The organism is Undibacterium sp. 14-3-2, from assembly GCF_016595265.1.
In the GTDB taxonomy this organism is placed as follows: Bacteria; Pseudomonadota; Gammaproteobacteria; order Burkholderiales; family Burkholderiaceae_D; genus Undibacterium; species Undibacterium aquatile.
Window position 1 is genome coordinate 43,619 of the sequence record NZ_JAENGS010000009.1, and the last position, 13,658, is coordinate 57,276.

Consider the following 13,658-nt stretch of genomic DNA (forward strand, 5'->3'; position numbering starts at 1 on the left):
TATGGCTGATCTCTCTGTGAATTTTGCTGGCATTAAAGCACCGAATCCATTCTGGCTTGCATCTGCGCCACCGACCGATAAAGCATATAACGTGGTGCGGGCGTTTGAAGCTGGCTGGGGCGGCGTCGTCTGGAAAACGCTGGGCGAAGATCCACCACCAGTCAACGTCTCTTCACGCTATTCAGCGCACTTTGGAAAAAACCGTGAAGTGATCGGCTTCAATAATATAGAGCTGATTACCGACCGCAGTTTGGAATTGAATTTGCAGGAAATCACACAAGTAAAAAAAGACTGGCCGGATCGCGCGATGATCGTGTCATTGATGTTTCCGTGTGAAGAAGAAAGCTGGAAACGTGTGCTGCCTTTAGTTGAAGCGACCGGTGCCGATGGCATAGAACTGAACTTCGGATGCCCACATGGTATGCCGGAACGCGGTATGGGTGCGGCTGTGGGACAGGTGCCCGAATATGTTGAAATGATCACACGCTGGTGCAAAAAATATTCGTCGTTACCGGTGATAGTAAAGCTGACGCCTAACATTACCGATGTACGTATTCCGGCACGCGCTGCGTTTGCTGGCGGCGCTGATGCGGTGTCCTTAATTAACACCATTAATTCCATTACCTCGATAGATCTTGATCAGATGATTGCCCGCCCCATCGTCGGCACGCAAAGTACGCATGGTGGTTATTGTGGCAGTGCGGTCAAGCCGATTGCGCTCAATATGGTGGCTGAAATCGCCCGTGATCCTGCGACGAAAGGTTTGCCGATTTCCGGTATCGGTGGCGTCAGCAATTGGCGTGATGCGGCTGAATTTCTGGCATTAGGTGCGGGGTCGGTTCAGGTCTGTACTGCAGCCATGCTGCATGGCTTTCGCATCGTTAAAGAAATGCAGGATGGCTTGTCGCGGTGGATGGATGAAAAAGGCTATCAGCGTATCAGTGACTTTTCAGGTAAAGCGGTGGCGAATACCACTGACTGGAAATATCTGGATATGAATTATCAGGTCATCGCGGAGATTGATCAGGATAAATGCATACAATGTGGGCGCTGTTATATCGCCTGCGAAGATACGTCGCATCAGTCGATTGCACAACTGATCAACGCAGAAGGTACGCGCCGTTACGAAGTGAAAGCAGAAGAATGTGTTGGATGCAATTTGTGTCAGATCACTTGTCCTGTAGAACAGTGCATCACCATGGTGCCACAGGTAACCGGCAAGCCTTATATGAACTGGACGCAAGACCCGCGCAATCCCAGAGCGCTCAGTAAATAATGCGCTGAGTAACAAAATAAGTTGAGAAACCGCTTGCTGAGTAAGTTGCTCAGGCAAGTCCAGCATCGAAGCATTTTTCTTCTGTTTCACGCTTTGCTTGTCATCAGTCTTATGTGAGCGTATAAATCCCGCTTTGTTACGGTATGAGGTGATGTTGCCGCATACCGGGCTTGACAGGAATTCACACCGCACTGACTGCGTAAAAAATGCATGCGGCCGATATGTGGTTTTGTGGAATGAAGTTTGCTATGCATCTAATACATCTTTTCAGATCTTTTTTTGCATCAATTTCATTCCACTTAACACTGACATTTTTTCTCGTATCAGTAGCGTTGTTGGCATGGATGTGTTTGTGCAAATCCTCAGATATTGACCTTGGAGAAAAACTATATGCAAGCGGAAAGCAATCAACTTTGGAATGAGGATTTAGCACCGACCTCAGAAGCGCAGCGCACCTGGCGGTGGTATCACTTCGCGGCGTTATGGGTAGGCATGGTGATGTGCATTCCTGCTTACACCTTGTCTGCCAGTCTGATTGAGGGCGGCATGTCCGGCTATCAGGCGGTCTGGACAGTATTTCTGGCGAACGCGATTGTGCTGGTTCCCATGCTTTTGATTGGTCACGCTGGTGCGAAATATGGTATCCCTTATGCGGTGCTGGCGCGTACCTCGTTTGGTGTGCGCGGTGCACGTCTGCCTGCACTGATGCGTGCCATTGTTGCCTGTGGCTGGTATGGCATACAAACATGGTTTGGCGGGCAGATGATCTACACCCTCGGAGGTGTTTTAATCGGACATCCGCTTGGTGGTGACAACATCACAGGCTTAGGGATTAACGCCGCTCAGCTGATTTGCTTTCTGATTTTCTGGGGCATACAGTTCTGGTACATTTTTCATGGCATGGAATCGATACGCCAGCTAGAGACATATACCGCGCCGTTAAAGATACTCATCTGTTTTGTGTTGCTGGCATGGGTGTACAACAAAGCGGGCAGTTTTGGCGCGTTGCTGGATCAGCCTTCACAGTTTGTAGAGGGCGGCAAAAAAGCCGGGCAATTCTGGACGACCTTCTGGCCGTCACTGACCGCGATGATCGGTTTCTGGGCAACACTGGCGCTGAACATTCCTGATTTCACACGTTTTGCCAAATCACAAAAAGATCAGATACTTGGTCAAACCGTTGGCTTACCAGCGCCTATGGGCTTGTTGGCTTTAATGGCGGTGATCGTTACATCAGCGACCGTCGTTTTATACGGCAAAGCGTTGTGGGATCCGGTAGATGTCGCGAGCCGCATGACAGGTGCAGCTGTGCTGATCGCTCTGGTGATTTTGCTGATCGATACCGTCTCGGTCAATCTTGCTGCGAATCTGGTCGGTCCCGCTTACGATTTTTCTGCATTGAATCCGAAGTTGATTTCGTATAAAACCGGTGGCTACATTACGGCAGGTATCGCGCTGGTGATGATGCCGTGGAAAATTCTGGAAACCACACAAGGCTATATTTTCACCTGGCTGATCGGCTACTCAGCCCTGCTTGGGCCTATCGCCGGTATTCTGATTATCGACTATTACTTCATTCGCCAGACGCAAATTAACGTACCAGCTTTATATGAGGAGCATGGTCAATACAGCTACCGTAAGGGCTGGAATATGGCGGCAGTGATCGCATTTGCTATTGGTGTTATACCGAATATTCCGGGCTTTCTGAATGCAGCATTTCCAGCTTCTTTTCCAGAAGTTTCCGCTGTGCTGAAAACAATTTATACCTATGCCTGGTTTGTCGGTCTGGCAATCTCCGGCATCGTGTATTTTGTGTTGATGCGGAATAAGCGCGCTTCTGTATGAGTGCATCAGGTAACAGATACGCGTGTCAGTGAAAACTGAAATCAACCGAGGTGAACCTGCGTTGACCTCTTTCATTGCAGCATTCGGAACGGAGGGGTGATGAGTATTCTGATTCGTGGTGGTACGGTAGTGAATGCGGACCGTGAATTTCAGGCAGATGTGTTGTGCGATGACGGAAAGATTCTTGCCGTAGGCGAGCAACTGGATGTCCCCGTCGGCGCTGAAATCATTGATGCCGCTGGTTTGTACGTGATGCCAGGCGGGATCGACCCGCATACGCACATGCAGTTGCCATTCATGGGAACGGTCACGCAGGATGATTTCTTTACCGGCACCGCAGCAGGGCTGGCTGGCGGCACAACCAGTATCATCGATTTCGTTATTCCTGATCCGCAGCAAAGTCTGATGGAAGCATTTCATCTCTGGCGTGGCTGGGCGGAAAAATCGGCTGCCGATTATTCGTTTCATGTCGCGGTAACCTGGTGGGACGATAGCGTGCATGCCGATATGGGGAAGTTGGTGCAGGAATATGGAGTCAACAGCTTCAAGCATTTCATGGCGTATAAAAACGCCATCATGGCAGATGACGAAATACTCGTAAAAAGTTTCAGCCGGGCGCTGGAGCTGGGTGCCATGCCGACCGTGCATGCGGAAAATGGCGAGCTGGTTTATCTGTTGCAGCAACGCTTACTGCAAGAAGGCAAAACCGGGCCAGACGCTCATCCTTTATCGCGCCCACCGATGGTGGAGGGAGAAGCCGCGCAGCGTGCCATCGCGATTGCGAATGTACTCAATACGCCGCTGTATGTCGTGCATGTGTCGTGCGCCGAATCGCTTGGTGCGATCACCCGTGCCCGCGCAAGCGGTCAACGTGTCTTTGGCGAAGTGTTGGCCGGACATCTGACGATTAACGACAGTGTGTATCAACACCCCGAATTCGCACAGGCAGCCGGGCATGTCATGAGCCCGCCTTTCCGCAGCAGCAGTCATCAGCAGGCATTGTGGCAGGGATTGCAGGGCGGTAATCTGCACACAACTGCGACCGATCACTGCACGTTTTGCGCTGAACAAAAAGCAGCGGGTAAAGACAATTTCACTAAAATTCCAAATGGTTGTGGCGGCATAGAAGAACGCATGATGGTGTTATGGGATGCCGGTGTGAATACAGGTCGACTGACGCCTTCCGAATTTGTCAAAGTTACGTCAGCTAATTGCGCCCAGATTTTTAATATCTACCCGCGTAAAGGCGTGATTGCTGCCGGTGCCGATGCTGACATCGTCTTATGGGACGCGGAGGGTAGTAAGACATTATCCGTTGCCACTCAGTTCTCCAAAGGTGATTTCAACGTCTTTGAAGGACGCACCGTTAAAGGCATTCCGACCCACACCATCAGCGGTGGTCAACTGGTTTTTAAGGAAGGTGATTTGCGTGCCGTTGCCGGTAGCGGCAAATACATTAAGCGCCCACCGTTTTCAGCGATGTTCGGTGCACTCAGCAAAATGCACAACGCAATCTGACAGGAGTAAAGCATGTCTGTAGCAGACTTGAGAATTAACGGTGACCGCTTATGGTCATCACTGATGGAACTGGCGCAGATAGGCGCGACTGCGAAAGGCGGCGTGAAACGTCTGGCGCTGACTGATCTGGATAAGCAAGGCCGTGATCTGGTTGTCTCCTGGGGTAAGCAGGCGGGCATGAGCATCACCATCGATCAGATCGGTAACGTGTTCATGCGCAGGGCAGGGCGAAATTCTGCATTGCCGCCGGTGATGTCCGGTAGTCATATCGATACCCAGCCTACCGGCGGCAAGTTTGACGGCAACTATGGTGTGCTGGCTGCGTTGGAGGTTGTGCGTACGCTGAACGATCACCATATCGAAACCGAAGCACCGATCGAAGTCGCGTTCTGGACCAATGAAGAAGGCTCACGCTTTGTGCCGGTGATGATGGGCTCAGGCGTCTTCTGCGGCGCATTTACGCTGGAAACCGCTTATGCCGCGAAAGATACCGAAGGAAAAACCGTCGGTGATGAGCTTGAGCGCATAGGCTATAAAGGTACAGAAGTACCCGGCCAGCATCCTATCGGCGCATATTTTGAAACGCATATAGAACAAGGGCCAGTGCTTGAAGATGCGGACAAAGTGATAGGGGTGGTTCCCGGTGTGCTGGGTTTATCCTGGTACGATTGCGTGGTCACCGGGATGGAAGCGCATGCAGGTCCCACGCCTATGGGCTTACGCAAAGATGCACTGCAAGTCGCCACCGGCATCATGCAGGAAGTGGTGAACATCGGTAATCGTTATCCGCCGTATGGTCGCGGCACTGTTGGCATGGTGCAGGTGTTTCCGAATAGCCGGAATGTGATTCCCGGTGAAGTCAAATTCAGTATTGATCTGCGCAACGTGTCTTCTGAATTACTCGATACCATGCATCAGGAAATGCTGGCGTTTGTTGAACAAACCAGTAACAACAGCGGGCTTCAGATCAGCGTTGAAAGAGTGTCTTATTATCCGCCATGTCCGTTTCATCCTGATTGCGTGGATGCCGTGCGCAATGCAACGGCCATGTTGGGTTACAGCACCATGGATGTCGTGTCCGGTGCGGGTCATGACGCCATCTACACCGCCAGACTGGCACCTTCGGGCATGATCTTCGTTCCCTGCAAAGACGGTATCAGCCATAACGAAATCGAAGATGCAAAGCCGGAGCATTTGGCCGCCGGATGTAATGTGTTATTGCATGCAATGCTGGCGAAGGCGCAAGTATCCGGCGATTAGATTTTATCTGCGTTTTTTTACCGACCTTGATCCGCTTTTGTTGCTGCAAAAGCGGATTTTCTTTTTTTTCAAGTAATACAAGATGGAAAAAAGTCGTTTGATTACAAAAAAATGACGTGAAGAATGGGGTAACTATTTGTAAAAAATAATTGTCAATTAAGTATTGATGTTAGCCTTTTCAACTTTGAAAAAGTGCATACTTTTCTCGTTGATTATTCTCGATAAATCAATTTTTTAAGGTGGTATATGAAGTATTTGAAAATCTGCAAAAATATAATTTTTAGCTTCATTGCTATTTTTGCTTTCGTGGCAAATGTGTATGCAGTTGTACCTCAGTCTGGCTGGTGGTGGAATCCGGCCGAGGGTGGTCGAGGTTTCGCTTTGGAAGTACAAAATGGAACAATCTATCTTGCAGGTTACTTGTATGATCCGTCAGGGCGCGCAACGTGGCTTGCGGCAGGGCCTGCCGCCATGTCAGGCTCGACGTTCAGTGCGCCGTTAATTACTTATCTGGGTGGTCAGTCATTGACTGGCACTTATCATCCTGTGACCGGAACGATGAATAGCGGTAACGTCAGCATCGTATTCTCAGATCCTTCACATGGTGTGATGACGTGGCCAGGTGGTACGGTTCCGATTGAACGGTTCAATATTGTTGCTGGCGGCGTTAATGCTCCTGTGTCACCGACTGCGCCGCAAACTGGCTGGTGGTGGAATCCGGCCGAAGGTGGACGCGGTTACACCATAGAAGTGCAAAATGGGACGCTGTATATGGCCGGATATATGTATGATGCTGCAGGTAATCCTACCTGGTACGCCTTTGGCCCGACCTTACCTGTCAGTACAGATACTTATCAAGGTGTTTGGCAACAGTATGGAAATGGCCAGACGCTGACCGGCCTTTTTAAGCCGGCACAGATGGTTAACGCTAACGTTGGTAATGTGACGCTGAAATTTCAGAGTCCGACAGTGGCCAGCCTGACCATGCCAAATGGAGTCGTGATTCCGCTCAGCCGCTTTCAATTTGGTAGCAGCATACCGACGGTAGCCAGTTTTTCCGGTAATTATTCAGGTAGTTTCAGTGGCGCCGACAATGGCACCTTCAGTGTGAGCCTTGGAAATGATGGTCGTATTATCGGAACTGGCTATTCCACAGTTTATAACTTGACGTTTACCGTTTCAGGTACGGTTTCGTCCAGTGGTAGCGTATCAATGACAAGTACTGGTTATGCAGGCAGCGCTACTTTTAGTGGCAGTATTGATTCCGCTAACGGTAGTGTTACTGGACGTTGGTCAGTGCCAAATACAGCTTACTCTGGGATATTCTCAGGTTTGAAACGTTAATTTGGCATACTTTGAAAACAAAAAAACGGCTAGTAAATAAGCCGTTTTTTTTTGTAAATTTGTAGCGGACATCGGTGTCTCAAGCTGGTGTGAACATACTGTGCCTTAAGGACATCAACTGCCGAGTTACTCAAGGTGATCTGCTGATGCTAAATACATACTCACATCAACCTCATCAATTTGTTCAGCCTTCATAAACATTTTCGCGTATTCGAGATAGATACCTGATTTTAGGAATAGCGTGAACAAGTCACCATCAATATGCTGGTCTTTTTTCATGAAGCTCATAATCCTGATGGCTTCGGATAAGGTCTTGCCGTTTTTGTACGGGCGGTCGGCAGCGGTCAGGGCTTCAAAGATGTCAGCGATGGCCATCATACGGGCGGGAATACTCATCTCAGTGCCGGTCAGACGTTTCGGATAGCCGGTGCCATCCATTTTCTCATGATGACCGCCAGCGATTTCAGGTACTTTTGCCAGATAGCGCGGAAACGGCAATTTTCCCAGCATCATGATGGTTTGCGTCATGTGCTCATTGATTTTATAGCGCTCCTCTTCGGACAGTGTGCCGCGGGTTACGCACAGGTTATACAGCTCGCCGCGGTTATATAAATTCTCTGGCACCTTGATTTTGAAGCCCCAGGGATTATCTGCAGGAATGTGATCGCGTGCTGAGCGGGTAAAAATATGTTCAGGTTTGTCGCTGAGCAGGTATTCGCTTACGGGCAGTGCCGGTTCCGGAGTACAGTTTTTGCGTTCTTTTTCGTCGTGTGAAATGCCGATGCGGTCAGATAATGTTCTGAGCCAGGTTCGTTCAGCGATCGCTTTTATACGGGCGATTTTATCTGGCGCCATGAATTCTCCACCTTCATTGCATTCGGCAATAAAGGCAAAGTCATCATCCAGTTGTCTGATTTCGGAACTAAGTTTTTCTTTCAGTTCTGCCGTATTTCCGCCATTGGCAATGGCTTGCCAGCAGGCGATCTCGGCATCGCGTTTCATTACTTCAAAGCGCATGCGTATTTCATGAATTCGGTCATACAGTGTTTCCAGTTTCGTGGCCTTATCGACGATGTACTCCGGCGTCGTTACTTTACCGCAGTCATGCAACCACGAAGCTACATGTAATTCTTCCCACTCTTCGTCATTCAGATCAAAGCTGGCATAAGGCCCGCTGGTTTCTCTGCAGGCTGCTTGTGCGAGTAATTTTGTCAGCACAGGAACGCGCTGGCAATGTCCTCCGGTGTAGGGGCTTTTGGCATCAATCGCACTGGCGATCAGTTGTATGAACGATGCCAGCAAGGCTTTCTGTTCCTGAATCAGACGTTGATTTTCTATTGCGACTGCGGCAGCGCCAGATACAGCTTCCGCCATTGCCAGATGAGCATCGTCAATTCCGGCCGCGTCAATCACCAGTGCGATCGCGCCTGACAGTGTGTTGTTGCGGTCTTTCAGAGGGATAGAAATCAGTGTCATTACATGCGACGACTCTGGTAATGCACTGAAAAATAGTTTCAGATCACCTGCCTGTAGTTGCATAATTTGCGAACCGGAATGGCAGGCCGCAACAACCGGATGGCTGTGATCGCTCATGACGACGCTTTGTGCATCTGTTTCAATCACTTGATGATCGGCATAAATCTGAACAACATTCAGCGCATTTTTTTGCGGTTCGTACAGATACAGCAGGCCCGATTTAGCACCTGTTATTTCAGACATTTCTTTTAAAACTCTGGCCAGCAGACGATCGTAATTACTTTCTGATGCAAGACTGCTGGCGATGTCGAGAAACGATTGTATGGTGGCTTTCATCCCTTTCATAGAATCAGCGAGATCGGCAATTTCTCTGATACGCGATTCAATTTCTATTTTGCTGTGAAAGTCGAAGTGCGCAATTTTTTTCGCTTCGTCTGATAGTTGATTCAACGGCTTTGACGCCAGACGTGAAAAATAAATTGTTACGCCGATTTCTCCGAGCAGCAGTAGCGCAAATATCACGATGTTTTGTTTGCGCATGCTCAAGATGTCTGCCAGCAGCTCCGCATGCGGACTGGCGATCAGTATGTTCAGATCCTGCCCACCCGGAATGTGCAGTCTGGTCTGATATGTTGACCAGGTTTCACCATGCACATCAATCGCTGCACTTTTAGTGTGAACCTGTTCTGCTGGCACCGATCCGTCAGTTTTTCGTATTTGATTCAGCACAGGCGCATCCTGATCTGCGAGCAGTGGCATGCCTTTGCTGCCATCCTTACGTACGCTGATCTGCGGCTTATAGCTGCCATAGCGCCCGTTTTTCCACGCGAGTAACTGCCCTTGCTGGTCCGTCAGCGCAATCGAAGTCGAGGGCGTGACGTTGTGATTCCTGATGATGTCTTGTATCGTCGGTATTTCAATGTCGATGCCAACCACCGCTTCTTCATTCACAATTTTCTGTGAGTAGGTGATACCGATTTGTCCGGTAGTAAAGAAATAATAGGGTTCCGATACGTTTGCCCTGGTTTGATTTTCCATTGCAGACAAGTACCAGTTACGTTGACGTGGATCGAAATTTCTTAAAGGAATTTCCAGCCGTTTTATTTCTTTGAGATTGCCGTTCAGATACACAATGTATTCGACCAGATGGCCATGATCATGGCTGGTGCTTTGCGCTATCCAGGTGGTATCGGGCGGGGCGTTAAATACTTCTTTGCCGCCATTCGATTTTGCAAACTGACGCAACAGAAAAAAATCGCCATTGGCATAACCGACATAGGTGGAGGTTGCCGATGGCAGTTTTTCTATTGCTTTCGCCAGATAGGCGACATTCCGCAATCGTTCATTCAGGCTGTTACCGGGTAGGGGATGAATCTGCGCCAGAATTTCAGTCTGGTTTTTTACCGGCTCATAAATTTCCCGGACATCCGTGGTAATTTCTTTACCGATCAGCTCATATGCATTGTTCGCCTGAGCGAGAATGATTCTGCTCATGTGCGGAAATTGTACCGCGCCCATAATCAAAGCAAAAATCAGAATGAGTCCGGTAAAAAAATAAGAAATGTAGATATAGAAATACACGTTCTTTTTCGTCGGCATGGCATGCTTTCTGAAGTTGTTTTTCAGGGCGGAATGATTTTTTGTTTGGTGCAGAAACTCTCAGTAAAAAAAATGAAAAACTATTCGGTTCAGGCGTGCAGCCTTTTACGTATCAACTTGTATTCCAAGACACTGCAACGAGATGCCGGCATTTGCAGCTGTATGAAACCCGGCGTAAAAAACGCAATATTTTTTACGTGTTATTTTCATTCGGAGAAAACAAAGCTAGTTCCATCAGGTCTGCCATCGCAATGCCATCCTGATTATTTTCTTCACGCAAACCCATCGCAATATTGATACGGTTTTGCGTTATTTTATTCTGACTTGCTTTCCATTTTCCCGTGATGCGGGTGATGGGAATTTCGATGCCGACGATGGCCTCCATCAGATGATGAATATAGTCTGATGGGGCATCGCTGATGTGCCACGGCATCGTCCGTTGAGCCTCAAAATGTGTGGTCAGGCTATTGAGCAGCGCGAGAAATTCCTGTTGATCTTCGACGACACGTAACTTTCCGTATGTGTGTACCACTGCATAGTTGTATGTAGGAACAACGGCGCCATTCTGTTTTTTTTCTTCATACCAACTAGGTGTGATGTAAGCGCTCGGCCCCTGAAAAATACACAGCATTTCTGACGGGTACTGCCATAGCGGATTTTGTCGCGCGACGTGTCCGCGCAGCGTCCCGAACGGCGCATCAGCACTCGGCGGGGCGATGATCAAGGGAATATGATCTGCAGTCAAGCCATCCTCAGCCTGAGTCACTATGCTTGCCAGCGGATGTTCAGCTATCAGTGCATGCAGCACTTCAATTTTTTGCTCGGAGAACACTGCGGGTGTATACATTTTATTCGCTCACACTGGGGTAATGACGACTTCTGCACGTATAGAGTTCGCTATATAACAGTGTTCGTGGGACAAGTGATGCAGCGCCAGAATTTGTTCGGCAGTCGGAATGGTTGGCCCGGAAAATACAGTATGCGGGCGCAATTCTATGCGGGTGATGGACATCCGCCTTTTTTCATTTTTTTCCATGATACCGGCGGCGTTATCTTCATAACTGTCAACGATAAAGCCTTGCTTGCTGGCGAAGGCGAGAAAAAACAGCATATGACAGCTCGAAAGCGCGGCGACCAGTGCTTCTTCCGGATCTATGTTTTCTGCAACCGAGAATGGCAGAGGAACGGATGATGGCGCCGAAGACGCAGGTATCGTCAGGCCGCCGTCAAATTTCCATTCATGACCGCGGCTATATTTATTATCACTGAAATTTTGCTCACCGCGATTCCAAACCACTTTTGCACAATACTGTTCCATATAATTCCTTCAGGCGATCATGGATAAATTTAGCTGTACCTGTCCCGACACGATTTGATGCTGCGTTGCCAAACAGCGCGATCAGTAAAACCGGTTCGCTCAGTGTTGACAGACAGTTTAACGTAATGATCAGAATACTTGTAGCCGATCTGCAGCGGTATCAACACGAACCATGATGCCGCTGCGGGTATTGTTGGTTTAATGTGCCAACGTCAGAGTATTGTTTCTTCCAGACGTTGATGTTGTCGCCGGTTAATCGCGTTAATGGTGGCTTGTATCGACGCTGCCTCACTGGTATAGGCCATTGCAACACCAAACTCGCGCGCGCCGTTCACTCGTATTTCCAGAATACAAAGCACTTTACTCTCTGGATTCTGACGTATTTTTTCTTCGCTGTGGCTGAATATCTGCAGTTCTATGCCTTGTGACTGAAAGGCCCGATGTAAGGTTTCATGAATGCCACGGCCTGTCGCACGGATAACTTGTGATTGTCCGTGAAACAGCAGCTCCAGCTGCAACGATAATTGCGCTGAATCGGATGGCTGTGCTCTGTGTTCCAGAAGCTGATGTGCCTGATAAGCGTAGTGCGGAAACGGTGTCAGGTATTCCTGACTGAAAATATGAAAAATTTCTGACGCCTGCATTTCTTTGCCGCTGCTGTCTGCAACGCGCTGAATGACCTGACTGAATTCGATTTGTAAGCGACGTGGCAGCCGTATGCCATATTCATGTTCAAGTAAAAATGCCATTCCGCCTTTACCTGACTGGCTGTTGACGCGGATGACTGCATCGTAATTACGCCCTATATCTTGTGGATCTATAGGTAAATACGGAACTTCCCAAAAACCTTGTGGGTCTTGCTGAGCCAGTCCTTTTTTTATGGCATCCTGATGTGAGCCTGAAAATGCGGTATGCACCAGATCGCCGACATAAGGGTGACGCGGATGCACCGGCAATTGATTGCACTCTTCCACACACTGACGCACAGAATCGATGTCAGAAAAATCAAGCTGCGGATGTATCCCCTGGGTATATAAATTCAGTGCCAGCGTCACAAGATCGACATTGCCGGTGCGTTCACCGTTACCGAACAGGCAGCCTTCAACACGATCGGCGCCGGCCATTATGGCCAGTTCGGCTGCCGCAACGGCGGTACCACGGTCATTATGCGGATGAACGCTGAGCACTGTCGCAGAGCGGTAAGTGAGATGCCTGTGCATCCATTCAATCTGATCTGCATAAATATTCGGCGTACTTGATTCAACGGTGCCTGGCAAGTTGATGATGATTTTCCGCTCAGGTGTCGCTTGCCATATTTCGCTGACGGCATCGCATATTTCTTTCGAAAAATCGAGCTCAGCCATGCTGAAGGTTTCGGGTGAATATTCAAAAATCCACTCGGTTTCCGGTTGTGCGTCGGTCAGCGTTTTGATCAGTTGTGTTCCGGCGATGGCAATTTGTTTTATTTCTTCGCGGCTTTTTGCAAAGACAATACGGCGAAATGCGGGTGCAATCGGGTTATACAAATGCACGATCGCACGTCGCGCACCTTTCAGCGACGCGATGGTTCTGTGTATCAGTTCGGGGCGAGCCTGAGTCAATACCTCTATCGTCACGTCATCAGGAATCCGCTGTTCCGTAATTAATTGACGGACGAAATCGAAGTCGGTGTCCGATGCCGCCGGGAACGCCACTTCAATTTCTTTCAGACCGATGCGTGTCAGCATTTCAAAAAAGCGCAATTTGGTGGCGCTGTTCATGGGTTCTGTCAGCGCCTGATTCCCATCACGTAAATCGGTGCTCATCCAGATGGGTGCTGCGCTGATGACGCGTTCTGGCCACTGACGTGTGGGCAAATCGATAGGAGGAAACGGGCGGTATTTGTTCGACGGTTGAGCAAGCATCTGTATCTCTCGGCTAGGTTTTAACGGCAGTCCGCCTCGCTTTCAAGCGATAGTGGTCTGGACTGTTGAACGGAATGAAGCTGGCGCTCAGAGGTTAACTGACGGCCAGCAAACAGTA

General features: G+C 49.0%; 9 protein-coding genes. 5 read left to right on the plus strand and 4 right to left on the minus strand.

Translation table 11 applies throughout. The features are described 5' to 3' along the window. Position 1 precedes the first annotated feature (1 nt). The 5 genes from preA to Undi14_RS17475 all read left to right on the plus strand — a co-directional run bounded on the left by preA (position 2) and on the right by Undi14_RS17475 (position 7,243). Positions 2–1,276: an NAD-dependent dihydropyrimidine dehydrogenase subunit PreA gene (preA, locus tag Undi14_RS17455; protein WP_200181910.1), complete on the plus strand. Its 1,275-nt coding sequence runs from the start codon at positions 2–4 to the stop codon at positions 1,274–1,276. A 390-nt stretch (positions 1,277–1,666) separates the two neighbouring features. Continuing rightward, positions 1,667–3,121 carry an NCS1 family nucleobase:cation symporter-1 gene (locus Undi14_RS17460; protein WP_200181911.1) on the plus strand — a complete coding sequence of 485 codons (1,455 nt, stop codon included), beginning with the start codon at positions 1,667–1,669 and terminating at the stop codon, positions 3,119–3,121. A 99-nt stretch (positions 3,122–3,220) separates the two neighbouring features. Beyond that, positions 3,221–4,639: a dihydropyrimidinase gene (gene hydA / locus Undi14_RS17465; RefSeq protein WP_200181913.1), complete on the plus strand. Its 1,419-nt coding sequence runs from the start codon at positions 3,221–3,223 to the stop codon at positions 4,637–4,639. A 12-nt stretch (positions 4,640–4,651) separates the two neighbouring features. Next, entirely contained in the window at positions 4,652–5,899 is a 1,248-nt protein-coding gene (locus tag Undi14_RS17470) for a Zn-dependent hydrolase (RefSeq protein ID WP_200181914.1), read from the plus strand. 306 nt (positions 5,900–6,205) lie between these two features. Next, a complete protein-coding gene (locus tag Undi14_RS17475; RefSeq protein WP_200181915.1) occupies positions 6,206–7,243 on the plus strand; it encodes a hypothetical protein in 1,038 nt (345 codons plus the stop codon). A gap of 126 nt (positions 7,244–7,369) precedes the next feature. Here Undi14_RS17475 and Undi14_RS17480 read toward each other — a convergent pair whose 3' ends face one another. From Undi14_RS17480 to leuA, 4 genes are all read right to left on the minus strand, one after another. Beyond that, positions 7,370–10,318 carry an HD domain-containing phosphohydrolase gene (locus Undi14_RS17480; protein WP_200181916.1) on the minus strand — a complete coding sequence of 983 codons (2,949 nt, stop codon included), beginning with the start codon at positions 10,316–10,318 and terminating at the stop codon, positions 7,370–7,372. A gap of 193 nt (positions 10,319–10,511) precedes the next feature. Next, the gene (locus Undi14_RS17485) at positions 10,512–11,165 is read right to left on the minus strand and encodes an FMN-binding negative transcriptional regulator (RefSeq protein WP_200181917.1); all 654 of its coding nucleotides are present in this window, start codon (positions 11,163–11,165) and stop codon (positions 10,512–10,514) included. Positions 11,166–11,174: 9 nt separating this feature from the next. Further along, positions 11,175–11,636 carry an OsmC family protein gene (locus Undi14_RS17490; protein WP_200181918.1) on the minus strand — a complete coding sequence of 154 codons (462 nt, stop codon included), beginning with the start codon at positions 11,634–11,636 and terminating at the stop codon, positions 11,175–11,177. 212 nt (positions 11,637–11,848) lie between these two features. After that, positions 11,849–13,540, minus strand: coding sequence for a 2-isopropylmalate synthase (leuA, locus tag Undi14_RS17495; protein WP_200181919.1), 1,692 nt, complete (start codon positions 13,538–13,540; stop codon positions 11,849–11,851). Positions 13,541–13,658 lie beyond the last annotated feature (118 nt).